General features: G+C 36.1%; 26 protein-coding genes and 1 pseudogene. 17 read left to right on the top strand and 10 right to left on the bottom strand.

From position 1 onward, the window contains the following. Window positions 1-58: 58 nt before the first annotated feature. The 3 genes from dnaJ to tsaB all read right to left on the bottom strand — a co-directional run bounded on the left by dnaJ (window position 59) and on the right by tsaB (window position 2,270). Window positions 59-1,213 (bottom strand): molecular chaperone DnaJ, encoded by a 1,155-nt coding sequence (dnaJ, locus tag RHTP_RS05650; protein WP_138107150.1) that lies wholly within the window; start codon window positions 1,211-1,213, stop codon window positions 59-61. Between the two features lie 92 nt (window positions 1,214-1,305). Then, complete coding sequence (gene rpsU / locus RHTP_RS05645) at window positions 1,306-1,500, bottom strand: 30S ribosomal protein S21 (RefSeq protein WP_138107149.1); 195 nt, start codon at window positions 1,498-1,500, stop codon at window positions 1,306-1,308. 182 nt (window positions 1,501-1,682) lie between these two features. Beyond that, the gene (gene tsaB, locus RHTP_RS05640) at window positions 1,683-2,270 is read right to left on the bottom strand and encodes a tRNA (adenosine(37)-N6)-threonylcarbamoyltransferase complex dimerization subunit type 1 TsaB (protein ID WP_138107148.1); all 588 of its coding nucleotides are present in this window, start codon (window positions 2,268-2,270) and stop codon (window positions 1,683-1,685) included. Window positions 2,271-2,446: 176 nt separating this feature from the next. On the opposite strand from tsaB, the gene lon reads away from it, so the two are divergent. The 4 genes from lon to RHTP_RS05620 are packed head-to-tail and all read left to right on the top strand — an operon-like array spanning window position 2,447 to window position 7,407. Continuing rightward, window positions 2,447-4,909 carry an endopeptidase La gene (lon, locus tag RHTP_RS05635; RefSeq protein ID WP_244609530.1) on the top strand — a complete coding sequence of 821 codons (2,463 nt, stop codon included), beginning with the start codon at window positions 2,447-2,449 and terminating at the stop codon, window positions 4,907-4,909. Beyond that, a complete protein-coding gene (locus tag RHTP_RS05630) occupies window positions 4,890-5,405 on the top strand; it encodes an adenylyltransferase/cytidyltransferase family protein (protein WP_138107147.1) in 516 nt (171 codons plus the stop codon). Before lon ends, RHTP_RS05630 begins: the two co-directional genes overlap by 20 nt. Further along, window positions 5,396-6,511 carry a rhomboid family intramembrane serine protease gene (locus tag RHTP_RS05625; protein WP_138107146.1) on the top strand — a complete coding sequence of 372 codons (1,116 nt, stop codon included), beginning with the start codon at window positions 5,396-5,398 and terminating at the stop codon, window positions 6,509-6,511. Before RHTP_RS05630 ends, RHTP_RS05625 begins: the two co-directional genes overlap by 10 nt. Further along, a complete protein-coding gene (locus tag RHTP_RS05620) occupies window positions 6,508-7,407 on the top strand; it encodes a ribonuclease Z (RefSeq protein ID WP_138107145.1) in 900 nt (299 codons plus the stop codon). Before RHTP_RS05625 ends, RHTP_RS05620 begins: the two co-directional genes overlap by 4 nt. Here the strand turns inward: RHTP_RS05620 and RHTP_RS05615 are convergent. Beyond that, complete coding sequence (locus RHTP_RS05615; protein WP_138107144.1) at window positions 7,404-7,856, bottom strand: hypothetical protein; 453 nt, start codon at window positions 7,854-7,856, stop codon at window positions 7,404-7,406. The two genes, RHTP_RS05620 and RHTP_RS05615, sit on opposite strands and share 4 nt — an antisense overlap. Before the next feature lie 329 nt (window positions 7,857-8,185). Here RHTP_RS05615 and RHTP_RS05610 point away from each other — a divergent pair, with 329 nt between their 5' ends. The 8 genes and pseudogenes from RHTP_RS05610 to rpsI form a co-directional block, all read left to right on the top strand. After that, window positions 8,186-9,205, top strand: a complete 1,020-nt coding sequence (locus RHTP_RS05610; protein ID WP_138107143.1) for a hypothetical protein — start codon at window positions 8,186-8,188, stop codon at window positions 9,203-9,205. 478 nt (window positions 9,206-9,683) lie between these two features. After that, window positions 9,684-11,180, top strand: coding sequence for an AAA family ATPase (locus RHTP_RS05605; protein WP_171005752.1), 1,497 nt, complete (start codon window positions 9,684-9,686; stop codon window positions 11,178-11,180). Between the two features lie 359 nt (window positions 11,181-11,539). Then, a complete protein-coding gene (locus tag RHTP_RS05595; protein WP_138107140.1) occupies window positions 11,540-11,746 on the top strand; it encodes a hypothetical protein in 207 nt (68 codons plus the stop codon). A gap of 44 nt (window positions 11,747-11,790) precedes the next feature. Next, complete coding sequence (locus RHTP_RS05590) at window positions 11,791-11,982, top strand: hypothetical protein (RefSeq protein ID WP_138107139.1); 192 nt, start codon at window positions 11,791-11,793, stop codon at window positions 11,980-11,982. After that, window positions 11,979-12,227 carry a hypothetical protein gene (locus tag RHTP_RS05585; protein ID WP_138107138.1) on the top strand — a complete coding sequence of 83 codons (249 nt, stop codon included), beginning with the start codon at window positions 11,979-11,981 and terminating at the stop codon, window positions 12,225-12,227. Before RHTP_RS05590 ends, RHTP_RS05585 begins: the two co-directional genes overlap by 4 nt. Window positions 12,228-12,250: 23 nt before the next feature. Then, on the top strand, window positions 12,251-12,898 hold the full coding sequence (locus tag RHTP_RS05580; protein ID WP_138107137.1) for a hypothetical protein: 648 nt from the start codon (window positions 12,251-12,253) through the stop codon (window positions 12,896-12,898). 52 nt (window positions 12,899-12,950) lie between these two features. Then, complete coding sequence (locus tag RHTP_RS05575; RefSeq protein ID WP_138107136.1) at window positions 12,951-14,162, top strand: ISAs1 family transposase; 1,212 nt, start codon at window positions 12,951-12,953, stop codon at window positions 14,160-14,162. A gap of 422 nt (window positions 14,163-14,584) precedes the next feature. Beyond that, window positions 14,585-14,779, top strand: a pseudogene (gene rpsI, locus RHTP_RS05570) (30S ribosomal protein S9); the annotation flags it as partial. A gap of 31 nt (window positions 14,780-14,810) precedes the next feature. On the opposite strand, the gene RHTP_RS05565 reads toward rpsI, so the two are convergent. The 5 genes from RHTP_RS05565 to RHTP_RS05545 all read right to left on the bottom strand — a co-directional run bounded on the left by RHTP_RS05565 (window position 14,811) and on the right by RHTP_RS05545 (window position 20,453). Beyond that, the gene (locus RHTP_RS05565) at window positions 14,811-15,737 is read right to left on the bottom strand and encodes a J domain-containing protein (RefSeq protein ID WP_138107135.1); all 927 of its coding nucleotides are present in this window, start codon (window positions 15,735-15,737) and stop codon (window positions 14,811-14,813) included. A 241-nt stretch (window positions 15,738-15,978) separates the two neighbouring features. Further along, entirely contained in the window at window positions 15,979-17,496 is a 1,518-nt protein-coding gene (locus tag RHTP_RS05560; RefSeq protein ID WP_138107134.1) for a carboxypeptidase M32, read from the bottom strand. 67 nt (window positions 17,497-17,563) lie between these two features. Beyond that, a complete protein-coding gene (locus RHTP_RS05555; protein ID WP_138107133.1) occupies window positions 17,564-18,295 on the bottom strand; it encodes a phosphatase PAP2 family protein in 732 nt (243 codons plus the stop codon). Next, the gene (locus RHTP_RS05550; RefSeq protein ID WP_138107132.1) at window positions 18,292-19,362 is read right to left on the bottom strand and encodes an LptF/LptG family permease; all 1,071 of its coding nucleotides are present in this window, start codon (window positions 19,360-19,362) and stop codon (window positions 18,292-18,294) included. Before RHTP_RS05550 ends, RHTP_RS05555 begins: the two co-directional genes overlap by 4 nt. Next, window positions 19,362-20,453: an LptF/LptG family permease gene (locus RHTP_RS05545; protein WP_138107131.1), complete on the bottom strand. Its 1,092-nt coding sequence runs from the start codon at window positions 20,451-20,453 to the stop codon at window positions 19,362-19,364. The genes RHTP_RS05550 and RHTP_RS05545 overlap by 1 nt, the downstream gene beginning before the upstream one ends. Before the next feature lie 71 nt (window positions 20,454-20,524). Here RHTP_RS05545 and tilS point away from each other — a divergent pair, with 71 nt between their 5' ends. The 3 genes from tilS to RHTP_RS08815 all read left to right on the top strand — a co-directional run bounded on the left by tilS (window position 20,525) and on the right by RHTP_RS08815 (window position 24,806). Then, window positions 20,525-21,511 (top strand): tRNA lysidine(34) synthetase TilS, encoded by a 987-nt coding sequence (gene tilS / locus RHTP_RS05540; protein WP_138107130.1) that lies wholly within the window; start codon window positions 20,525-20,527, stop codon window positions 21,509-21,511. A 253-nt stretch (window positions 21,512-21,764) separates the two neighbouring features. Next, window positions 21,765-24,503 (top strand): ATP-dependent zinc metalloprotease FtsH, encoded by a 2,739-nt coding sequence (gene ftsH / locus RHTP_RS05535; RefSeq protein WP_138107129.1) that lies wholly within the window; start codon window positions 21,765-21,767, stop codon window positions 24,501-24,503. A 156-nt stretch (window positions 24,504-24,659) separates the two neighbouring features. Beyond that, window positions 24,660-24,806, top strand: coding sequence for a hypothetical protein (locus RHTP_RS08815; RefSeq protein ID WP_171005743.1), 147 nt, complete (start codon window positions 24,660-24,662; stop codon window positions 24,804-24,806). Between the two features lie 96 nt (window positions 24,807-24,902). Here RHTP_RS08815 and RHTP_RS09060 read toward each other — a convergent pair whose 3' ends face one another. Beyond that, window positions 24,903-25,031, bottom strand: a complete 129-nt coding sequence (locus tag RHTP_RS09060; protein WP_256360133.1) for a hypothetical protein — start codon at window positions 25,029-25,031, stop codon at window positions 24,903-24,905. Window positions 25,032-25,151: 120 nt separating this feature from the next. Between RHTP_RS09060 and RHTP_RS05530 the strand changes: the two genes are divergently transcribed. Both RHTP_RS05530 and RHTP_RS05525 read left to right on the top strand, forming a co-directional pair. After that, window positions 25,152-25,424, top strand: a complete 273-nt coding sequence (locus tag RHTP_RS05530; protein ID WP_138107128.1) for a hypothetical protein — start codon at window positions 25,152-25,154, stop codon at window positions 25,422-25,424. Next, window positions 25,421-25,909: a hypothetical protein gene (locus RHTP_RS05525; protein ID WP_138107127.1), complete on the top strand. Its 489-nt coding sequence runs from the start codon at window positions 25,421-25,423 to the stop codon at window positions 25,907-25,909. Before RHTP_RS05530 ends, RHTP_RS05525 begins: the two co-directional genes overlap by 4 nt.

Raw genomic sequence — 25,909 nt, 5'->3', positions numbered from 1 at the left:
TGAAGAGATCTAAAAAAGTAATTTATCAAACCTTGAAATAAGATTACAAGTCTTTTAGTTATTCCGAAAAAAAAACTTTAACTTTTTCCGAAAAGTTACCCTGAAGAGGGTTATTACGCTCTGTTTCTAATTCTTGGAATTTTTTTAGTAAATCTTTTTGGTCACTAGTAAGGCGTATAGGCGTTTCAATCAGTATTTTCACAAGCAAATCACCTCTAGATTTTCCCCGAACATTGGGAAAGCCTCCACCTTTGACTCGTAATATTTTTCCGCTTTGAGTCCCATCAGGTATAGAAATACGAGCGTTGTCTCCTGTTGGAGTTGGAATCTCTTTTTTACAGCCTAATGAGGCTTCTACAAAGCTGATAGGAAATTCAATGATTACATTGTCTCCATCTCTTTGAAAAACATTATGAGGTTTAATCGTAATGAAAATATAGAGATCCCCTGCTGTTCCACCTCTCTCACCTACATCGCCATATCCAGACATGCGAAGGCGCATTCCTGTATCAACACCAGCTGGTATTTTGATAGGAATTATTTGTTTTTTCTTTACTCTGCCTTCTCCATGACATGTTTTGCATGGATCAGTGATCGTTTTCCCTTGTCCATAACATTGATGGCACACGCTTGACATGCTAAAAAAGCCACGTGTCTGATGAATCTGACCGCATCCTCGGCAAGCAGGACATTTTTTAATCCCATTAACTGAAGCAGCTCCTAATCCATTACATGTGCTGCAGCATACATAATTTGTAATGCTAGCTTCTTTTTCAGCTCCTTTTACGGCTTCTTCAAAGGAGAGTGTAATGTTTATTTTTTTACTTGCGCCTTGTTGAGTCCCTGCTTCTTCAGATCCTCCTCCAAAAAAAGAATCGAAAACGGACTCACCGCCGCCGTTACCGCCAAATGCGTGCATGAACGTGCGTAGAGCTTCTTCCATGGAAGAAAACCCTCCAGCATTGCCTGATGACCCAAACCCTGCTGCTCTTGGATCATGAGTGCCATATTGATCGTATTGGCGCCTTTTTTCTTCATCTCCTAGGATTTCGTAAGCTTGAGAGATTTTTTTAAATTTTTCTGTAGCTTCGGGGTTCCCTTGATTTTTATCAGGATGATACTGAAGAGCGTTTTTGCGATAAGCTGCTTTAATTTCTTCCTGGGTAGCATCGCGAGATATACCCAGCTCTTTATAATAATCGGAACTACTCATAATAAATGGGGTAATTTTAAGTTCGTAAAAGGCTAGTGTAGCATAAAGAATTGGTTTTCTGCCAATAATTTAGCAAAAGAGTCTTTAAAGTGCTAAAATCCTAAAAATCTTTTGGGTTTTTTATATTTTTGTGCTGCTTTTGATTTTGCTCGGCTTTTTACAGAGGGTTTATCATAACAAAGACGGGTTTTAGCTGACTTCATAATGCCTTCTTTATCAACTTTCTTTTTCAAAGCCCTCAAAGCTTTATCAAGAGGTTCTCCGGTGCGGACTTTAACGCTGGGCATGAACAATTTTTCCTTAAGTTACAAATTAATCTAAATCATCTTAAGTTCTTAAAGCTTAAGCCAAAGATAAGGGTCGATTGGCTCTGTTTTAAGATTTATCAAAAAACTTATTTTTAAGATTTGATATCTAATCATATTAAGGGAAAATCTGCTTATTTTTCAAATCTAAAAAATCTTAGGCCCTATATAGGAAGTGTATGATAGTAAAATATTTCCTTATTTTCTGCGTTTGAAGAAAGATTATTTAGCAAAGGTAAGAGAGCCTGAGGGTTAACAGTAGGTGAATAGCAGGGAATAGAAATGTCAAAGGAGCTATCAGAGATAATATAATCGCTGCCTAGTAGTTTTTCAAAAATTTCTTGGCTTTCTATAAGTTCAGGCTCTTCGCTTTCAAGAGAATTTTCCTTTTTTATTCCTTTAATCACTAAAAACTGGCCTGATTTATTAGGTAATAAAAAACTAAAACGGCCTAAATGATGAGGTAGATAGGCCAACGGGGAGTAAAAAGATTGGTAAACAATTTTTAATCCAAAACTCAGAGTTCTAGCAATAGTTACTCCAACTCTTGTGCCTGTGTAAGAACCCGGGCCTATACCAACGGCAATTTTATCTATTCTTGGATAGGAAGTAAGTAAGCTCTTAATGTTTGGAAAAAAAGACTTAGAAAGTTGATTTTCATGCACATAGGAATGACATACACAGATTGTATCTGCTTTTGCAACAGCAATTAATGCTATCTTGGAACTGGTGTCTAAAATAAGAGTATACATTTTTTTCCACCGAAAATTTGATTTAGACTAACAAAAATGACTAAAAATCGCATCATTTTTAAACAATATTTCCATCTATAAATAGTTTGCTTTATTGCGCATATTTTCTAGAGCTGATAAATTGATGGCCTTTTATTAATGATACATTCGGTGTAATCCCATTTAGGAGATCATTTTTGGATAGTCAAAAAGAGCAGGACGAGATTTTAAACGAAGAGAAAATAGAAGAAGCATTAGTTGAAGCTATGCAGAAATCTGTAAAAAATGAAAAAAACCGGGATAAGAATGCAGAGTCTTTTCCTCATGAAGTATTTGTAGTTCCTCTTAGTCGCCGTCCTTTCTTCCCGGGCATGGCTGCGCCTATTGTAGTTGAGCCAGGAGCTTTTTACGAAATCCTGAAACTAGTCGCCAAGTCAGAGCATAAATGTATGGGTTTATTTTTAACCCGTAATGAGAATGCAAATATTTATAAGGTGGGCTTTGATGATTTGTATCAAGTAGGTGTATTAGCGCGTGTTTTGCGGATTATTCCTATGGAACAAGGCGGGGCACAAGTAGTTTTAAATATGGAAAAACGTATTTCTATACGTAGACCTTTTAAAACCCTTAAGTATCTTAAAGCACAGGTAACCTACCATCATGATGAAGTAAAACAGCTTTCCAAAGAGCTAAAAGCTTATTCGATTAGTATTATTACAACGATTAAAGAACTTTTGAAGTTAAATCCTTTATTTAAAGAAGAGCTGCAAATTTTCTTAGGGCACTCCGACTTTACCGAACCCGGGAAATTAGCTGATTTTGCAGTAGCTTTAACAACAGCTAGCAGAGAAGAGCTGCAAGAAGTGTTAGAAACCTTTGATTTACAGGGTAGAATTGATAAAGCCTTGCTTTTATTAAAAAAAGAAATTGATTTAAGCAAACTGCAAAATAGTATTAATCAGAAAATAGAAGCCAACATTTCAGAAGCTCAACGTGAATTTTTTCTCAGACAGCAACTAAAGACCATCAAAAAAGAATTAGGTCTAGAAAAAGACGATAAAACCTGTGATGTAGAAAAATTTGAGGGGCGCTTAAAAAAAAGAGTGGTTCCTCCTGATGTTATGCAGGTCATTGAAGATGAAATGGAAAAGCTAGGTGTATTGGAGGTTCAATCAGCCGAATACGCGGTATGTCGCAATTATCTAGATTGGTTAACGATTATTCCTTGGGGTATTTATAGCGAAGAGAAGCTAGATTTAAAAATTGCAAAAAAAATACTCGAGAAAGATCACTATGGTCTTAATGATATCAAGGAAAGAATTTTAGAATTCATTGCCGTAGGTAAACTCTCTGGTGGAGTAAAGGGGAGTATCATTTGCTTAGTTGGTCCTCCAGGAGTAGGAAAAACCAGTATTGGAAAAAGCGTTGCAAGGGCTTTAAAAAGACCTTTTTATCGATTTTCTGTAGGTGGTATGCGTGATGAGGCAGAAATCAAAGGACATCGCCGTACCTATATTGGGTCTATGCCAGGAAAACTTGTTCAAGCGCTTAAATCTACTCAAGCGATGAACCCTGTCATTATGCTAGACGAGATTGATAAGATGAGCTCCAGTTACCACGGAGACCCAGCTTCTGCTTTATTAGAGGTTTTAGATCCGGAGCAGAATAGAGATTTTCTGGATCACTATCTTGATGTTCGTTGCGATTTGTCCCATATTTTATTCATTGTTACAGCAAATATCTTAGATACAATTCCAGAGCCTTTGAAAGATCGCATGGATATTCTGCGTTTATCAGGCTATATCTCAGAGGAAAAGATCCAAATTGCTCAAAAATATTTAATCCCTCGTAACCGCAAAAACATGGGATTAAAAACAACGGATCTTAATTTTACTAAGGATGGAGTTGCTCAAATTATCAATGGATATGCTCGAGAAGCAGGTGTTCGCAGCTTAGAGAATTATATCAAGAAAATCATGCGTAAAGTGGCTGTTTCTGTTGTCAATGCACAAGAAAAAGAGACAGAGTGTAAAAAGAGTTCAATTTCTGAGAGTAATGTAAAAGATTTTCTAGGCAAACCCATTTTTACTACAGATCGTTATTATGAAAGAACCCCTGTAGGTGTGTGTATGGGACTTGCTTGGACCTCTTTGGGAGGCGCTACTTTGTATGTGGAAGCAACTAAAGTTAGTGCAGAAAAGACGGAAATGAAATTAACAGGACAAGTCGGAAACGTGATGAAAGAATCCTCTCAAATTGCATGGACTTTCTTGCATAGTCAGGTGAATCGATATATTCCAGGAGGTAGCTTTTTTGAAAAGTCTCAGGTGCATCTACACATCCCTGAAGGAGCTACTCCAAAAGACGGACCTTCAGCAGGGATTACTATGGTAACCTCTTTGCTTTCCCTTTTAAAAGATCAACCTGTTATAGAGGATTTAGGGATGACAGGAGAATTAACGCTTACCGGTAAGATTTTACCAATCGGAGGGGTTAAGGAAAAATTGATCGCTGCAAAGCGCTCCGGGGCTAAAGTATTAATTTTTCCATCGGAAAATCAACGGGATTACGATGAGCTTCCCTCTTATGTCAAAAAAGGGATTCAGATGCATTTTGTATCGCATTATGATGAGGTATTTGATGTCGCGTTTAGCAAGTAATTCTTGCTTTGAAGAGAGCGTTTGTAAAAAAGTGATTGAACCTGAAAATCTTCAAGAGACAATAAAGTGTTTACGTGAAGAAAAAAAAACAATTGCGACACTTAATGGCTCTTTTGATCTTTTACATGCGGGACATTTAGAAATTATTTTTCAAGCTTCTTTGCAAGCGGATATATTGATTGTGGCCTTAAATACAGATGTATCTATTCAACGGTATAAGGATGTAAAACGTCCGATTATTCCTTTAAAGCAAAGGATTTTATTGATCTCTGCATTGGAAATGGTTGATTATGTCACCTATTTTAATGAGATAGACCCTATACAGGTTTTGTTGAAAATTCGACCAGATGTGCATGTCAATGGTTCTGAATATGGACAAAATTGCATAGAAAGTGAAACTGTAGTTAGGCAAAAAGGTAGAATGCACATTGTAGAAAAAATCCCAGGATTATCTACTTCTTACATCATTAACAAGATTAAAAAAATATGCGATTAATAGGCCTTTTTGACACAGAGCAAAAAGCAATTAGATTTCACTCTTTTTTACTACAAAAAGGGATACAAAGCTCTTATGAACCAGATAATCTCTCTGCGGAAAAACCCTTTTATCGTATATGGGTTCAAAAAGAAGAAGATTTTAACTCTGCTTCAGAGTTGTTTTTGCAGTTTAATCAAAATCCCAACGACTCTTTGTTTCAAGTAAAAGAAGAACTTAAGAAAGAAGAATTAATAGAGCCCTCTGTAGTTCAGATACAGACCTCTCGAAAATTAAGAGGGATTACGCCTCTTCTGATTTTTATCTGTTGTTTTTTGTTTTTATGGAATTCTTTTCAAGAAAGCCAGATTATGAAAAACAAAGGAGCGCTAGCCCTTCAGGTTTCTTTAACACCATTGATGCAAAAATTGCTGTTTGATTATCCAAAAGCCTTTGAAGAGTTAAACCAATTTGTTCAATCTCATCCTATGAAGACCTTCCAGAATGTAGATGAACTATCTTTAGAAACGCAATTAGAATTTGAAAAAATAGAAGCAATTCCTTCTTGGAAAGGGATATTGCAGCTTTTTCCTACCATACGAAAAGAGGGCCTGCAAGCGATAAGCCAAATTCCGATGTTTGAAAAAATCAGACAGGGGCAAATTTGGCGTCTTATTACGCCTATTTTTCTGCATCGCGATTTTTTACACATTCTTTTTAATATGGCTTGGATTTTCCTATTTGGTAAGCAACTAGATTTGAAAATAGGTAAGAAGAAAATACTGGTATTAGTGCTTTTAATTGCTATAGCTAGCAATACTGCGCAATATATCATGAGCGGTCCTTATTTTATTGGGATTTCAGGTGTAGTAGTAGGAATGGGTGGATTTATTTGGATGCGACAAAAAAAGGCTCCATGGGAAGGATATGCTGTCCAAAAAAGCGCTCTTTTATTGTTATTTTTCTTTGTTGCCGCAATGGTTGTATTGGATGGGGTTATCTGGGGGGTTAGGCTGTTTTATCATCTAGCACCTACTTTGCAGATTGCTAATACCGCACACGTTGTAGGAGGTCTTACAGGAGCTTTTTTAGGATGTCTTTCTTGGTTTAAAAAAGGACTTACATGAGCCAGCGTTGTTTAGTTATTTTAGGTTGTTCTAGTCAGCAACACACACGCACCCGCAATCACGGCGCTTATCTTTTGCTTTGGAAAACCGAAGGCTTTTTATTTGATCCAGGAGAGGGAACGCAGAGACAATTTATTTTTGCAAATGTGGCCCCCACTTCTGTAACACGTATTTTTATTAGTCATTTCCATGGGGATCACTGTTTAGGATTGGGCTCTATGTTAATGCGCTTAAATCTGGATAAGGTCGCACATCCAGTTCATTGCTATTACCCAGCCAGCGGCCAAACCTATTTTGAAAGATTACGCTATGGGTCGATCTATCACCAACAGATTGAGATCATCGAACACCCTGTTTTTGAAGAAGGGGTTGTTCATGAGGATGAACAATTTTTGATTCAAGCGCGCTTTTTAGAACACGGAGTTGATAACTTAGCTTGGCGTGTTATAGAAAAAGACCAAATTAAGTTTGATCAAAAAAAACTACAGCAAGCTGGAGTTTTTGGTCCTAGTGTACGTCTTTTAAAGCAGAAAAAAGAACTCGTCATTCAAGGAAAAAAAATCAAATTAGAGGATGTGAGCTGGGTTCGCAAGGGAGATGTGGTCTCTGTTGCTATTGATACTCTATTTTGTCCTGCTCTTATAAAGATAGCAGATCATGCTAAGCTTTTTCTCTGTGAAAGTACCTATTTAGAAGCTCATAGCCATTTGGCTGAAAAGCATCACCATTTAACTGCTAAACAAGCAGCTAAAGCTGCTCTAGAAGCTCACGTAGATACATTGGTGTTGACCCATTTTTCTGCTCGCTATCAAGATCTAAATGAGTTTTTACAAGAAGCTTCTGTTATTTTTCCCAAAACAATTGTTGCAGAAGATTTGAAGGTCATTCCTTTTTAATTCTCAAGATCTTCCATAATAACGGTAAGCTCTTGAATAAGCATTTCTAAGCGATTTGGATGTTTTGTGAAATTATGTAAAACCAGGCTTAAATCAGAGTTTTCTTCTATTTTAAAGTCAGTTGCTGCTTTTAACAAAGTAGTCTCAGAAGCACTATTTGGACTATATAGGGATTGATATAAGATATTATGCATAATATAAGCAGCGTCTTTTAAATCTTCTGAGGATGTTCTAGAGCTTTCTTCTATTTTTTCAACAATGGAATTTAGTTGTATTGTTCCATGTGCAAACTCTTCTAGAAATTGAGGATCTTTTGCTTTAATAGCATCTAGAGATTGTAATTTGGTTTTAAATTGCCCAACACTGTCGTAAAGCTGTTTTTGTATTTTTTTGATTGGATCTTGAAAGGGCAATGGAGAAGAAGGAAAGGAACCAGTGATTCTAATCATTTTACTTCTCTTCTTTTTTTTCCTTTAAGCTTACGCATAGGCTTTCTCTTTGTTTTTTTCTCCTCTACAAAGCTTGTTTGTGTAGGCCATCCTGCAATAGGGGGTAGCTTCAAAACACACTCCTTAGTTCTATTTTAGTGTATCGCGCTTGCTTGGTTATTTGTCAAAAAAAATATTTAATAAAGGTTTTTATAAAAGAGATCTCGTTTTTTTAATAGTTATTATTAATAAAATTATCAATTAATTGAATTATAGGATCTATATATCAATAATTATTGATTTTTATTTTGAAATTACTTAAAATTTTTTATAAAAATCAGGATGTTTTCATGAGTATTACATGTCTTTCAAGCAAAGTTACAGGATTGTTATCAGCCTGGAGAAACCCTTATGGCAGAGAAGAAGAGCAGCTAGAACGGTTTTCTTTGCCTCTTAAGACGGCATCTCCTGTAAAACAATTGATAAGAATAGGTGTAGCACAAGCAGGATTTTCTCTTTTAATTCTAGCAGCCTCTGTAGAAACGGTTGTCTATGCGGCTTTAACAACTCTTTCATTTCCCTTGTACCTTGGTAATAAGAGGCCTCATTTCTGCCTAGAACTTCTAAAAAGTAGCTCTTTTACAATACCTTGGGCTATTTTGGAGATCTTTCGAGGGGGTTACATGATTGTTGCAAACAATCCATTGATTAATGCACCAACGTGGGAAGCCTTCGCTAGAATGCAGTTTGAGTCTTTAGCTTCATGTTTATCTACTAGGGAAGGTGATCGCGCAGAAATCATCAAACAAATACTACCTCTTTCTAACGAAACATTTATCGGTTTTTGTACAAAAGATGATATATGGACTCATTTAAGAAACAATATACTTAATTTAAAGAATGTCCTGTCCAATCTTTGCCAAGATTTAGAAGATCCAAATTCTTTAGATTTATTAAAGGAGTTGCATATTACAAATCTCTGTAAAGTTTCTTCAGAAGAAAGGTCGTTATATTTTTTAACTATTAAACTAATAAAAAAGATTGATCCTAATTTATTGCAACTTCATTTGGAGAATATACAAAAGATTTGTACATCTCATCCAGGGTCTTTAGGAAATTATTTCGAGTTTATCAAGAGTATTTATAGGATGATTTCTCCCATGTCCTTAGAAAATAGAGCTAGTTTAAATTGGATAGAGATTTTACAAGAAGTGAATAGACTGCCTACAGATCTTGATGAATATTTAATAAATCAAAAAAATGAAATCTCAGCATCTATTACATTTAATCAAACGCAAAAAGAAGAACTTAGGGCAATACAAAGCTTATTAAGCTTAGATTCTTTAGTTCTATGGGTTTCTCTTAGATGATAGTAGCACAAAGTACGCACTGCCCAAGTATGGGGCATTTTTATAGATAGCTTAAGAAATTCTGTTTATGAAATAAAGCATTGCTTAAATAAATGCCCTTGAACAAAACACAACCCCTACTGCCAATAGTTCTTTAGATCCTATATTAGGGTGTACAGAAAAACTAAAAAACTAGAAGGTCAAATTAGCAGCGCGCTTAAGATCAAGATGCTCGTTGAGGTTTTTTAGCATCTATATAAGTCTAAGCTCCTTTTTGCGTATCCGCTGGATATAAATATTTATATCCGGCGGATACTTTCTTTTCTTGTATTTTATCCGCCGTCTTTGCAAAAATATAATCAGCGGATAAAGTGTAAATACTAGAATTATCCGCTGAATATAAATGTTTATATCCGGCGGAATAAATCTAGTAATATCTAATAATTTGATTATAAGCATATTGCGACTATTAAAATTTCTGCAGAAAAAAGGGAAATACATGAAAAAGAAAAATCTTTGCAAAGGTGGTTCTCAAGGAAAAATCATTGGGCGCTTAAGAGAACAGGAACTTCTGAGGGATCTTTTTGGTTCCAAGAAGGCAGAGTTCATTGCTATCTATGGACGTCGTAGAGTTGGGAAAACCTATCTGATTAAAAATTTTATGGATTCCTTACCCTCTGTTTTTTTCCATGTGACAGGACTTCAAAAAGGCTCTTTAAAGGAGCAATTGGGGGAGTTTGCCAAACAAATCGGTGCTGCTTTTTACCAAGGTCCATCTCTTATTCCGCGATCTAGCTGGATTGATGCTTTTGAGGATCTCACTCAAGCTATCAATAAAATTCCAAAAGAAGAAAAAGTTGTCCTGTTTTTTGATGAGTTTCCTTGGATGGCAACACCTCGATCCAAGCTGATTACAGCTTTGGAATTGTATTGGAATCGTTATTGGGTTTTTGACAATCGCGTTAAGTTAATTATTTGTGGATCAGCTACATCTTGGATTATTGAAAATATTATTAATAATAAAGGGGGGCTTCATAATAGAGTGACTCGCACTATTCATCTGAAGCCTTTTTCGCTCTACGAAACAGAAAGCTTTCTGAAGGAGCATCAGATTCATTTAACTCAACGCCAAATTCTTGATCTTTATATTATTCTTGGAGGAGTTCCTCTGTACTGGTCATTTATACGAAAAGGGCGTTCGGTGCATCAATGCATTGATGAACTCTGCTTTCAAAACGATGGTCCCTTAGTCAAGGAATTTAGCCGGTTATTCGAATCTCTTTTTGAAGATGCAAAACCCTACACGGTGCTTATTCGCATTATTGCTCAATATCGTTATGGAATCGGGCAAGCTGACCTGATTGCAAAATCTAAGCTTCCTGATGGAGGAAGTACTGTTCGTAAGTTATATCAGTTGGAAGAGGCAGGATTTATCACGAGCCTTGTTCCTTATGGGCGAAAAGATAAGGGTGTCTACTATTTAATTGATGATGAATACAGTCTTTTCTATTTATATTGGATCGAACCAAATTCGAAGATAATCGCTAAAAAAGCAATCAACGAAGGATTTTGGATATCCCAATCAAATCAACCAGCTTGGAAAATTTGGGCTGGATTATCGTTTGAATCAACGTGTTATAAACATATCGATCAGATTCGTAGAGCATTAAAAATCGATCCAGGTGCGACTGTAGGAACTTGGCGATTTATTCCTAAAACACGTGATGAAGAAGGAGCTCAAATTGATCTCCTTTTTGATCGACTTGATGGAGCGATTACCCTATGTGAAATAAAGTGTTCCAACAAACAATTTGCGATTGATAAATCTTACGCCCAAGAGCTCTTAAAGAAAATGGAGGTATTTCGGAAACAGACAAAAACTAAAAAACAGCTTTTCTTTTGCATAATTACCACAATGGGGTTAAAGCCAACCATGTATTCTGAAGAAATAATAACCAATCAAGCAATGCTTGAGGACCTATTTAAAAAAATCTGATTATGCATAAAAGAAATAAGTATATTAGCATATTCTAAACTTGGATGATAGGAAAACAGCTGCTTCCTAAATGACAAGTCTTTAGTTTTTACGTCTTTGTTGATTGCTAATCACAGCGGCTACAATTGCAAAAGCTGAAGCTACATTGAGAGATTGCTTAAAGCCATAGAGAGGGATTTGCACAGCTTGGTCAGTGAACCCATACTCCTCATTTTAATTTAGCTATATAGTTCAATAAATAGAGTTATGACGGAGCTCTTATTTTAAGATCAATTCTAAAAATATTTAAAAAATATTGTTTTTTATTTAATTAAAAATTTACAATGCAACCCTTTATTTAACAATCTAGGGGCTGGGTTATGAGTTTAGGGTTCGCTGCAAAATGTGCAACAGCATTTCTTGATTTTATACATGTTGTTGAAGCGGTAAATGATTGCAATGCAGATGATTGTACTATGTTACGAATGGCAAATGTTGTGAATCGACTTATGCTATTAGGGTTTTCCGTAACTGAAACAAAAAAATATTCAGCAATCCAAACAATAACCAAGCGCTTGCTTGTCTAAAAGCTAAAGAACTTCCAAGTAGGTATTTAGCTCTTTTAATACAATTGCTCAAAGGTCCAATACTAGCTGAAGATGATGTAGAAACACCTCTGCAGTTTTTAGAAAGAGCTGTGATTGTACCTATGGCAGATATTGCAAGAGTATCAGCGGAACAATCATCTTATGAAATAAGGCAGTACTTAAATAATACTTTTGAACAAAACACAAGCCCTACTTCCAATGGGAATGTAAATTGAAACACAATCACATGCTGAGTAGTCGTGATTTATACACTAATTTTGGAGTGAGAAAATGGATAAGACTTCCTGACGAAATACTTGAGCCTGAAGATTATGATCAATTTGGAAATAGAAAACCGGGAAATCGTTTTGAGCCTACGATTGAAAATTTTGATCAATACCGTTTCATCGAGGAAGAGGTTAGAAGGGAAATACAAAAAATTAAAGAAAGCCAAGAAGAGTTAATTCAATTTTTTTCGTAAACTGTTTAGAAAAGGAATACTTTATGTTACCGATAGCGCTTACTTCAGCTGCTTGGTATTTCATTCCCAAAGGAATAGAATACTTAACGACAGATTGCGACATGGAACCTCAATCAAAAATAGAACATATTCGAGAAACTCTATTTGATTGCAAATCTGTATTAGAGGACGTTATTTGTGCAAATACATTCACAAAATTTGCCTATGAAGCACTGCAAATCCCTTATGCCCGTATGTGGATTGCAGTATTGATAACTCCAGGCCTTAAAAAAATTCTGCCTTTTAAAAGTCCTGTGGATAGACTTTTACAAGTTGCTATCTGCTATTCCCTTTTTAGTTCTAAGTGGTTTTTAAAGCACTTTATAAAGAGTCCTCAAGGAATAGAATGCATGACTAGCTCATGGGGAATAAGAATGTTAAATATCGGTATAAGTTTAGATTTTATAGAGCACTCTCTCTGTGAAGGATCAGGAAACAATGCCGCTGGACAGATGAGGAAAGTCTTAGAAGCTCGATTAAAACCTTTAGATGCTTATGAGTTTTTAAGGGCAAAAAGTAAAGAAAATCTATTAAGCATAATAGAAAGGATAAAATGTTATAAATCTGCTGAAGAAGTGAATAGTTTATTAGACATCGTAAATGATCAGGGCGATTTAACTAAAAATTTTTGATAGCAGATTAGGTAATATGGCATAGTAAAGACCTCAAATTTAAGGAGGTTCTATGTCACGCCGCAAGCCAATTGATTCCAAAATTCTGGAAGCCAGTAAGGAATTTAATGCCGAGGTCTTCGCAGAGACAGTTAAGGGAGCGTTTGCCGATTTGCCTGATTATCGACGCAATCAAAACCGAGTACTGTATCCTGTTTGGTATCTGTCTCTTGTAGTTCTTTGTGGCTTTTTTTGCGGATGCAACACGATCGAAGAAATTGCTGACTACGCCGATCATCAAGAAGACTGGTTTTCCTCTCTCCTTGGGGAGAGAGTCTCAGCTCCTTCTCATGGCGCTCTCTGGTGGTTTTTAGTAAAAACCCCCGCCGGGGCTCTTAAGAGCTATATTCAAAAATGGTTCAGAAAAATTCCAGGCGCATTGAAGAATCAGCTATTGGCGATCGATGGCAAAAGATTGAGGGGTGCTAATTTCCTGGACCATATCACTCACGTAGTAGAATTATTTGCTGCAGAAGATCGATTGTGTCTTGCAGTAGAAAAAGTTCCCGATAAAACGGTTGAGAAAAGTACGTTGCCGATCATTTTGGAACAGGTAGACGTAGAAGGAGCGATTATTTCAGGGGATGCGCATTTCACTGTACCCGAATCAGCAGAACGTATCATTGATGCAAAAGCAGATTATCTGCTAGCTGTGAAGGGCAATCAGCCTTCTCTTTGCGCTGAGATGGAAAATTTTTTCGATCAAGCTCATGCAATTGAATGGGATGAACTTCCTCATTCATTTCACCAAGAAATAGACAAAGGACATGGTCGCATCGAAACTCGAGAAGTTCGAGTCGTGGAAGATTTGGACTGGTTGCCTAATGCCGGTAAGTGGAAAAACTTGGCTTGTCTCGTCGAGGTACGTTCGACAAGACAGAAAATCGGATCAACTACCAACGAAGTTTTCAGACGGCTTTATATTTCCAGCCGTCGAGCATCTGCAAAGGATTTTGCTAAATGGGTCCGGCAGCACTGGAGCATCGAGAATAAATGCCACTGGATAGCTGATGTAATTTTCAAGGAGGATAATAATTTGATGGATCGAGGACACAGTGCAGAGAACATGGGTCTGTTTCGGCGCTTGGCTATGAATATAGCTGCAGTTGCTGATCCAAATAGAGGACTTGCTGCTGTGAGACGAGCAGCAACTTTTGGCTCTGGATACTTAAAGGGAATTTTGGCAATTATTTTCTGCAGAGAGGTGTCAAAAAATTTTAGTTAAATCGCCCTGTGAATGACTAGTTAATTTGCTAGAGAAAGAAGATCAATTAATCTATCAATTAGAACAAAAAAAGCGTATAGCAATGAAAAAAGACTGAAGGCTCCTTTAAAAAGCATTTAGCCCCATCAAAGAAAAGCCCAGCGAAAAGTAATTCATTTATAGAAGATTTTTCTATCACTTCTGAAAATACAAGCGGAGAAGAATCAGAAATCGTCGAAACTCTTCGTCTTTAACTGTCTTCAAGCAATTGCATCTCAATGATTAAAATCCTTTTATAGATTCTCTATGAGTTATACAAGAGATATAATAAAAAAGTTCATAAAGTTTAAAAAAAACCTGCAAAATTTTTACAAAAAATACAGACACAATAAATGAACCGATTTCCTATAAATGCAGTTGTTTAAAAGCTCTTAAGAATCTAAGTAAAAGGTGGTGGTATTGAAGGCCAGGTAATTGCTTCTAGATTAGGTATTTCTAGAGCTTTAGTTAAGAAGAGCGTAAACAATCGCCAACCTTTAAAAGGTCTAGGCTTTCTAACTTGTGATTCTCGTAAAAGAGAGCGTAAAAAGTATGGGCAACCAGGAGCCCATAAGCGCTTCCAGTTTTCAAAACGTTAATTTTCCTCCTTGTTTTAATAGGTTTTATTATTTAAAGCCCTGTTTCGCTCTGTTTTTCAAGATCAAAACGCGCTAGGTTAAGTATTTTTATAAGTATTTCTGCAATTTCTTGAATGTCTTTATTTTTATCAGGATGTAAGATAAGAACCCATTTGCGGTAAGCATCTTTGATCTCTTGCATTTGAAAGCCAGGCTTCAATCCCAGAAGCTCACTTACAGATGCCTCATTTAAAATGAGCTCTGAGAACTTTTTAAGCTCAACAACATTATTAGATTGGTAAGCATTTAGTATGGTAGCCTTACCTTTAAGTTCTTCACGTAGACTATTTAGCTCTGTTTGATGAGCTGGAGCTAATTGTTTGCTTTTCCATTCATTATACTCTTTTTCTCTACCATAATCTTCATCTGTTATTTTACGACCTTTGTGATCTAAACACCCTCCATTAATAAAAATGTTAAACTCTTCAGGGCGAGTCCAGGCAGGTAGCTTGCCAATAAATATTTGGGCAAGCTGGTAATTGATGGATGCCAGCATTGGGCAGAGAGCTATAGCATATAGTTTGGTAAGAGGAATGATTAAACCTGGCCGAAAGAGTCCAAGAGCAAGCGCTGTGCCGGCAAAGAAAGGAGCAAGTAAATTAGTAATAACGTAAGCTAGGTGCTGTATGGGGGATGCAATAATTTTCTTTTGGATAATTAATGTAATTCGGTGGGATGTAGCTCCTTTGTATTTAGCGTAGAAAGCTTCACAAGCCCCTATGCCTATGTCAACTAAAGCTGTAAGAGGTATTGAGCACATAATAATAGGACAAAAGAGAGCATTTATTACCAAACAAGTTATACTAAAACTCTTCTCGTCAAGATCCCCTGATAAAATGGATTTGTTTCTTTGCTCGTTCAAGTAATAAAGTGGTCGCTCAATCCATTGAAAAGCAGAAGGGTAGACATCAATAATCATTCTGTCCTCTTTATAATTTATCTATAAAATATTTATCAAAGATGAATAAAAAAAGCAATAACTCTGACGTTATAATAAACGGATAAACCAGAAAAAATGGGTGTATAATCAGATGAATAAATATAGATATTTTAAGAGAATATGCGCGTAATCAAATGGCAATTATGACAAGCTTTCATGAGCTTGTTTCTATAGCTGTATAAAAAAAAGATTTCCTATAAATGCAGCTGCTTAAAAGCTCTTAAGAATCTATTTGGTAAAGGGCTCTATATTTTTTTTGCAGGTAATCAATAAAAGGCTTTTCTGAGAGAGTAGATCCTGTAACTTTTTGACAGAGCTCTTCTTGCGTATATTGTCTTCCAAATTGGTGAATATGTGTCTGTAGCCAGCTGCGAATAGGAGAAAGATTTCCTTGCTCTGCTTGTGTTTCCCAATCAGGTTGATCTTTTTTGAACTGAGAGAAGAATTGGGCTGCATAGAGATTTCCCAAGGCATAGGTAGGAAAGTATCCTATCATCCCTAAAGACCAATGGATGTCTTGCAAGCAGCCTTGGCTATCGAGCTTTGGATCAAGGCCAAGATAATCGCGCATACGCTCATTCCAAGCTTCCGGTATGTCTTTAACGGATAAAGATCCTTCAATGAGTTGTTTTTCTATTTCAAAGCGCAATAGGACATGTAGGTTGTAGCTAATCTCATCGGTTTCAATTCGTATGAAATGTGGCTTTACACTATGAATGGCTCTATAAAACTGATCTAAAGTAATCAATCCGAATTGTTTAGGAAGCTTTTGTTGTAATATAGGAAAAAAATGCTGCCAAAAATGCCTATTTTGACCAATTAAGGTTTCCCAAAAACGGGATTGGCTTTCATCAATCCCTAAAGAGAGCGATTCAGCAAGAGGAGTTCCATAATACTCAGCAGCAAGACCCATATGGTATAAGCCATGACCTCCTTCATGCAGTGTGGCGCTAATGGTACCTAGGATATTTTCTGGATTTACAGATACAGTCATACGGGTGTCTTTAGGTTGTAGTCCTGTACAAAAAGGATGTACAGAGCAATCTAAACGAGAAGAAGAAGGGGAAAATCCCATTTTTTCCAAAATCAAATGAGCAAATTCTAGCTGTATATGCTTAGGACAAAACTGATAAAGAAAATGATTTTCTATAGGATCTTTAATAGATATTTCTTTGAGCAATTGTTTTAAGGGTAACTTTAATTGGCTAAACATATTTGCCAGATCAGAGGTTTTAGCATCCGGCTCATAGGTATCTAATAGAGCATCATAAGGATGTTCCTGGTAGCCAATAATATCTGCTTTTAACCGACAGAGAGAAATCACTTTCTGCAGATGAGGAAGAAACAATTTAAAGTCATTATGTTTTTTTGCTGTTTGCCATACATGAGCTGCTTTAGATGTAACATGGGCAAAGTTTTTGACAAAAGAAGAAGGAATTTTAGCAGCTAGCAGATAATCTTTACGCCATCTTTGCAAAGCAATTATTTGTATAGGGGTTAGATGAGGATCTTTGATTTTTTTTGTATCTAAATCAATTAAAGAATGTAAGCCTTTTGCAAAAGCTTTACTTGTTTTTTTTTGATGAGCTAAGCCAGAAAGAAGAGCAATTTGTTCAGCACGGTATTCAATTCCATCTGATGGCATATAGATTTCTTGATCCCACTCAAGCAGATAGGTAATGGAAGAGAGCTGAGTGATTTGTTTAGAAAGCTTAATGAGCCTTTGATAGGGATGCATAGATTATCCAAATTATTTGCTTAAGTTTTAAATTAGATCAAAACTCTAAAAAGATGAAGCTAGATTTTTAGTTATTTGCTGTCTGCTTTTTATTAAATATACGCACAAGGCAAGAGCTTATGCTATTAGCTAGTGGGGTGCAGAAGGCAATGCTTAAGAAAAATAAAGCAATCCCACCACTACCTACAATTACATCAGAGAGCCAATGAGCACCTGTAATTAATCTAGGCATACAAAGAAAACCAGCATAGATCCAAGCCATAATGGCAAAACGCCAGCCAGCCAAATAAGAGAAACTAGCAGCAAAAAGCAAGGCTGTTGTGGCATGGTCTCCTGGGAAACTTGTTTTAGACACGTCTTTGATTTTCATCCAAGGGATTTCCTGTGATAGCATCACGCTATTTTCGACCACTAAAGAAGGGCTGGGCCTTGGTATACAAATAAGATCCCGAAAAATCATCCGATTTACAAAGAAAAGGATAAACGCAATGTATAAAACGCAAAAGAGCAACTGTGCGATCCGTATTTTACGTAAAGAAGAAGGAGATTTTTGTATCCATATAGTAAAAAATACCAATATGCACAAGTCTTCTAACCAGTCTGCATATTTGTGATTTGCACAAGCCCAAAACATTTGCCAATAGTGACTATCTAATAGAGACTGATTGATCAGTTTAAAAAATGCAATATCTAGCCTTTGCCAATAGATAGCTGCTTGGGGCCATAATAAACTCGCCAGTAAAAGTGCCAGAAGAGTTTGTAAAAGAAAAAGCGATTTAAGTTTATATGAGGTGGTCATTGTACTCTCTTAAAGTATCGGTAGGAAAATAGACTAAAGCAAATGCAAAAAGGCAAAAGGATTGCATAAAAAGCAGAGATGGTTTCATTTTCACTTAAAATTACAGCTGCATCTAGTAGAGTAAAAAAAGCGATAAAGCCAAATAGGGCTAAAGCATAGGTTAGAAAAACAGGAAAACAGCGTCTATGACTTATGCAAAAAGGAGCAATTGCAAGAACTACTAATAAAGATAAAAAAGGCATAGTAATTTTCAATAAAAAATAAGAAAGAGCTATAGGATATTCATAAGGGCTCAATCTTTTTTGAACCAAGTCTTTGAATAGAGTGCTGATCTTTTGGTTCTCTAAAGAAATGGGTATTTTGTAGTTTTCTAGAAGGCCCTTAGAAAATAGGGTAAAAGGGTACTCTTCAAAAGATTCTACTTTTTCAAAATATCCTTTATTATTTCGCTTAAGCTGGTCTGCAAAAAAACCTATGGGTTGTTTTAGATCATAGCAAAGGGATTTCATGCGCCAAATTTCATCAGCACTGCGAATCCAAAATACATCATTTAATAATTGTTTTTGAAGATCTTTAGTCTGATAAATGAGCTTGGATTGGTCAGATAAAGATAACGTGTAAAGATGGTTGTCTTTAGAAGAGGGTTTCCAGTGCTGTTCTTGGAATTGATCGACAAAAGTTAAACTAGAAGGAAGTATCCATTCATTACTCATATAATTAAAAAGAGCTAGAGCAATAGCTAGATAAAAAAAAGGGCGTAAAATCACTTTTAAAGATAAACCAGAAGCCCTTAGAGCCACTAATTCTCCTCTTATATTTAGTGCAAATAGCACCTTAATTGTAGTGATTAAAACAGCTAGTGGAATCAATAAGTCAGCTCTTTTAATGAACTCAAATAGATAATATAAAAAGATATGAGAAAAATTGATTCTTGTATCTTGCATAAAGTCTTGCATGTGTAGGGAATAGTCTATTAATGCGTAGATAGAGTAAAAGCAGCCTAAAAAAAGAAAGAAAAAACTCACTATTTCTCGGATGAGATAGCGTTGCCAAATTTTCATATGCATTATTCAATTCCTTTAGCAACCAATTTTAGCTGTCTATAACTAGCCCAAGCTATTAAAGGGTGGGGGATGAGTAATAGGCTAATAGCTAGGAGTGCATTAGGATACATGGATTTAGCAATAATAAAACATAGCATAAAAAAAGCTGCTAAGAAAATAGCCCACAGTGCTTTTTTCTTGGATTGATTGCGACCAATCTGCAAACCTAGGCAAGTGCCAATCAACGTAAAGGTAAATGCAGCAAAAGAGATGGAAATCCGCTTAGCTATTTCAATGAGTATTTTCTTAGACATTTTAGAATGCGTTTCTAAGCTCTCTTTTGCAAGGAGCATACGCAATGTTAGATAATCGTGATGAGATAGCCAGTTGGTATGCTGCATAAATTGACCGAGCTGAATGGCTTTTATTTTCATATGATCTTGATTTTCAATCATAAGATGATCGAAACCGTATTCTTGTTTGGAATCAAAAGAAGAAATATAAGAGATTGTATTTCCTTCTAATTCTTCATCAACTAAAAAGAGCTTTTTAAAAGAAAACAAGCTAAGGCGATGGTTAGAGCTGTTTTTAAGAGCAATAATAACATCCTCTGCAGACTTAGCCCCCCTTGAGACCTGCAGGTCTATATACATATTTTTAAGTTTGACAGGGCTTTGTTTTTGTAAAATAAATAAAGGGTTAGAAGTCACTGTTTCGTAGATGAGCATCCTTGCTTTGCTGCGGCAAATAGGAGCTAATTCAAAAGCAATCATAGCATTGAGCAAAACCAGTAAGAATCCTGAGGATAAAATAGGAATTACAATTTTTTGTAGACTAAGACCAATTGTGCGTAGAGCAGTAATTTCTTGATGATAACTAAGCTTTTGAAAAAGCAAAATAGAAGAGATCAGACAGGATATAGGAATGGCAATCGGCAAAATATAAGGGATTTGATATAGAGAGAATAGAGTAATCCTGGTAAAAGAAGCTTCAGATGTGATAAACCTAGCAATTTCTTGAAAGCGAAGTACAAGTAAGACACTAATAAATGCACTTACGCAAAGGAAGAAAACCTGGAAGTAATTGCGCAATAAATAGCGCCATAAAATGGGCATAAAGCGTAAAATAGTGAATTAAAAGTCATAAGTCATTCTAGGGGATTGCGAAATATTTCAAAAAGAGGAAAATGTTAAAGGTAAAGGACCCGTTGCTTAAAACGGTAAAAGATTTTCTAAAATCAAAAAATGTATCTAGCCAGCCTATTTTAATGGGCTATTCAGGAGGGTGCGATTCTAAAGCGTTGCTTTACTTAATCTTAGAGTGTTCTTTGCTATTCAAATTTCCCCTGTATGTGGCTCATATTGATCATGGATGGAGAGAAGAGAGTGCTAAACAAGCTAAAGTACTACAAAAAGAAGTAGAGAAACTTGGGGTGCATTTTTACTTAAAAGTTTTGCATTTTGAAGATTTTGAAAAAAAAAATCTAGAGCAACAGGGCAGGGAGAAAAGATTGCAGTTTTTTAAAGAGCTTTACCAAAAATTAGATTGCCAAGCTCTTTTGTTAGCTCATCATGCAGAAGATCAAGCAGAGGTTGTTTTAAAAAGAATATGTGAAGGAGCTCATCTTACTTCACTTCGTGGGATGCAACTAGATATGAGATTAAAAGAAATGCGTATTTGGCGCCCTCTGCTCCCAGTTTCTAAAAAAACCCTTCGTAGTTGGTTGGAAAAAAGAGCTCTTGTTCCTATAGAAGACCCTACAAATGAGAACTCTCAGTTTTTAAGGGCAAGAATGCGCAAAGAGATCTTCCCAGAATTAAGTCGGCTTTTTGGCAAGGAAATTGCTGGAAATCTTTGTAAATTAGGAAGACAAGCGCAAGAAATAGACAACTATTTTTATCAAAAAAATCTTATCCTATTTGCCACCCAAAAAGAAGATGATAGCAAGGTAGAATGGGATTTAAATCCCTTTCTACCTTTAGATAAAGTGGAGCTATATTATGCTGTTAAACAATGGTTGCGAGTGCAGAAAGTGACATTATCTAGTTCTCTTATGGATATAATCATTGAATGTGTAGTAAAAAATAAGACTAAAGAGCTTCTTTATAAGAAAAAACTATTAAAAATTGATTTGGGAAGGCTTGTTTTAATAAAAAATAGTATAAAAAAATAGCAGTTTAATATTTATTATGTAATTCTAAATCATTTAGATTCATATAATTCAAACAAAGTAGTTTAAAAAGTAAAGAAAAAATAATTTTCTTTTTGCTAAGATGTGAAAAAACTCCATCTTGCTAGTTTTAGTGCTTAGAGTGGAATATGCTTGTTCTCAATGATTTGATTGTAAAACTAAAAGATAAAAACAGCTTTACTTTAATCGAGATTGAGTGGTTTAATCTTTTAATCCAAGAGAGTGTTTAAATATTATGAATAATGACAATTTAAAACCAGAGTCTAGTCCTAAAAAAGGCTTGCCAGGGGGCTTTTTTATTCTGCTGTTAGCAGCCGTCTTGGTGATTTTGACCATTCAAAATTTACATGATGATAAAGCTGCTAAGGTTTCTTTTAGTTACCAGGTAGAGCATCTTGTGAATTTGGATTTGATCCAAAAAGACGAAAGCCGCAAAGCAGCATTAAACGATAATTTAGTAACCTTTACTGGAAGGTTTAAAGATAAACAAAGCGATGAAGCAAAAAGTCATTATCGTTATCTTGAGCTTCTTTACTTAAATCACGAACTTAGCGGGAAAAAAGAAGAACTTGCTTCTGGAATTGGTCAATCAAAAAAATTAGTAGAAGAATCAGCGGAACTATTACTTCGCTTAAGTGGACAACCGACCCCCAAAGAGGGATATATTGTCATAGACCCTATTTATAATACTCCAAATGAAAACCATAGCGTTGTTATTAAATCTGTTTCTAATCAAGGATTGATAAGTCTTAATGATCTAGAAAAAACATTTCCTGTGCTCTCTCGAGAAACAAATCCTGCGGAAACCGCTACTTTTGGTAAGGACTTACTAACCTTAATTGAGAGGTTTCGTTCTCCATCTCTTGGTATTGGTAATGAAACGATGAAACAGCAGCTTAAAGAGCTCTATCAAGAAGTCAACCAGGCTTCTTCTTTAACTCCACAAGAGCAGATTTCCATTTATCGAGGCGCGCTTACTTCATTAGATCAGCTTGTCTCAGAGCTCAATCAAGAACAACAAAATGTACGTTTATTGCAATTAAGAAGTGTACGTAACTATAAGATCCAGTTGGAAGAATATGCAAATGTGCTTTCTCTATTAGAGAAAAATGAGGCACAATTTGAAAAATCTAGACAAAACGTTGCGAATGTCACTTGGTATTTTAATAACCAAGAGTTGTCTACTCGAATGTTAGAAAAACAAGATCCTGAAATATATGCTCATTGGTTTTCTCAGGCCAAACAGGAATGGGATAACTTTGGAGTGAATAAGGGGGCTGTATTTAAAGCTCCAGACCAACCTCGTAATCTTGTATTGGAAAAAACATTTAAAAGCGAAGAACCTTCTCCTAATTACTTTAGCTATATTTTAACAATTCTACCAGTAGTACTTGTTGTTGCTGTATTGTATTTTATCTTTTCTCGTCAGATGAAAGGAGTAGGGACAAACGCCATGAATTTCGGTAAGTCACCCGCTCGTCTTTTAACTAAAGATAAGAATAAATTTACTTTTAAAGATGTAGCTGGTTGCGAAGAGGCTAAGGAAGAATTACAAGAAATTGTTGATTTTTTAAAAGAACCTGGCAAATTTACCGCCTTAGGAGCACGTATTCCTAAAGGGGTTTTAATGGTAGGAGCCCCTGGAACAGGGAAAACTTTAATAGCTAAAGCTGTTGCAGGCGAAGCCGATCGTCCTTTTTTCTTTATTTCAGGCTCTGATTTTGTGGAAATGTTTGTCGGTGTGGGCGCAAGCCGAATTCGAGATCTCTTTGATCAAGCTAAAAAAAGCGCTCCTTGTATTATTTTTATCGATGAAATTGATGCTGTGGGACGCCATCGCGGCTCTGGAATCGGTGGTGGACATGATGAAAGAGAACAAACGCTCAATCAGCTTCTTGTCGAAATGGATGGATTTGATACGAATGAAGGGGTCATTTTAATTGCTGCAACCAATCGCCCCGATGTATTAGACAAAGCGCTATTGCGCCCTGGTCGTTTTGATCGAAGGATTGTGATCGATCTTCCTGATATTAAAGGTAGATATGAAATTTTAAAGGTACATGCCCGTAAAATTAAATTGGATCCTACTGTGGATCTCATGAATATTGCTCGTAATACACCGGGCTCATCGGGTGCTGATCTAGCAAATATCTTAAATGAAGCAGCTTTATTATCAGCGCGTAAAGGTCGTTATGCAGTTACAGCAGCTGATGCTGCAGAAGCTTGTGATAAAGTGCGTTATGGAAAAGAACGCAGAAGCTTGGAAATTTCTCAAAATGAAAAGAAAACCACAGCTTATCATGAAGCAGGGCATACCGCAGTTGCTCTTTTTGTCAAACACTCAGATCCTGTAGACAAAGTTACCATTATTCCTAGAGGTTTGTCTCTTGGTGCTACGCACTTTATGCCTAAGAAGAATAAACTAAGTTATTGGAAAAAAGAGCTCCTTGATGAACTTGCTGTACTTATGGGAGGGCGTATTGCGGAAGAGATCTTTATTGGAGATATCTCAAGTGGTGCGCAGATGGATATTTCACAAGCTACAAAGCTTGCCCGTCGTATGGTGTGTGCATGGGGAATGAATGAGAAATTAGGTACTGTTGCTTATGACGAAGGATCTGATAATGGGCAGTATATAGGAGTACCTAACTACCATGAAAAGAGCTATTCTGAAGCAACAGCAGAAGCTATTGATGAAGAAGTGAAAAAGATTCTTCATGAAGCAAATGCAAAGGCAACGCAAATTATTTCAGAGAAGCGAGAGGGCCTGCAAAGACTTGCAGAAGCTTTAGTGGAATATGAAACCGTAAGCGGTGAGGAAGCCCGTGCTATCATTGATGGAACTTTTGACATTGAAAAAAAGAAACAAAGTCTAGAAGAAGAAAAACAGCAGAAAAAAGCACCTCCACCTCCACAACCATCCTCTGATCGGACCTTCCCGATTAGCGATAGTCCTTCTTCTCAGCAGATTTAAGTCCTTAGAAGAGCTCTTTTAAAAAGAGCTCTTCTTCTTAAAAAATCATCTTTTGATAAAATTATTTACAGTATAAAGCAAGTGAAAATTTTCTTATTAAAAGAGGTTTAATGTAATGAAATACCCTTAACAGTATTAACCTATCAGTTGTATGCAGTGCCGAACTGGAGTTATCAATCACACATAGAGCAAGGTGGTTCTGGCGGAAATGGAGAAGGCAAGCCAGGAGCTCCGGGAAATCCTGGTTCTGGAGGAAAAGGTGCTAGCGGCTCTGGTGGTGCTGGTGGCCCTGGAAGTAGGTGATAAGCTAGTAAAAATCTTCAAAGAGCTGATTCTGATATAGAGTTAAAACATCAGCTCTTTTCTTAAAACTTAAAGAATCTGTTTTTTGGGGTATATTCATCTATATTCCCAGCCAAACTCATCGTAATAAATTTGGTTTAAAGAATTTGCAATCCCTTTCTGCATATAAGGAATGATTTCTTTGAGAAAGATATGAAGAGCTCCTTTCTTAATTAAATCTAACACCTCAGTTATAGCTACATCTTTCTATCTAATAATTTTTTAGAATTTCTCTTCATTAAGAAAGCCTTAATTCGATATCATCTCAAATCGTAAGAAATTTCTACGTTATTAGGAGCTAAAGAAGTGAAATGCTATTTAATGAGTTTAATTTGTTGTTTGCTAACAATATCTACTTTTTCCGATGAAGAAAAAAATCAAAAGTTTTCTGTAGAAGACATAAATATTTTTTCTACTAATGAACCAAACACTGAAGACTCAAATTCGACAAAGGAATCCTTTTTTCAAGGAGGCAATATGATAATTCTTGAATCAAACTCCAAAGACTCCCCACAGGAAAAGATTGCTTACCCAGTTGAAGAGGCCATCTGGATGGAAACTTCTAGGAGAAAACCATGAAAAAACCTTCTTTATGCTCTATTGTTCTCCTAATTATATTAGGATTTCTAGCTTTTTCTGAAATTAAAGATACCATAACTAGAGATAAAGTATTTTTTCTTGTGCGAATATTTTGTAGAAGACCAGGATATGCTAAGAAGATTGAAATAAAGCCCTATCTTTTAAATGATGAACAGGTTCTTCAGTCATTAACATATCCGCAAATAGAGCTTCAGCAACCGCCTCGGAAAGAACTTTTCCTGAAAAATGTCAATGTTGTACTACGGATTAAGAACCATGGACAAGCAGTGGCCTGGGGCACATTGGCTTACAAAGTAGGTCATATCAATTGGCTAAAAATAGATGTTGATCTGCCATCTATAAATTCTAAAAATAAAGCACCATTTTATGAATATGTTATCCCAATTGGCATTGCAGTCCCATATAATGATGATCTACCACCAAAACCAATCAAAGTTAAGTGGGTTGCTCTCTATGTAAAATAG

It is taken from the genome of Candidatus Rhabdochlamydia sp. T3358, assembly GCF_901000775.1.
GTDB lineage: Bacteria > Chlamydiota > Chlamydiia > Chlamydiales > Rhabdochlamydiaceae > Rhabdochlamydia.
Note: the sequence above shows the minus strand (reverse complement) of the source record. Positions and strands in the feature narration are given on the sequence as shown.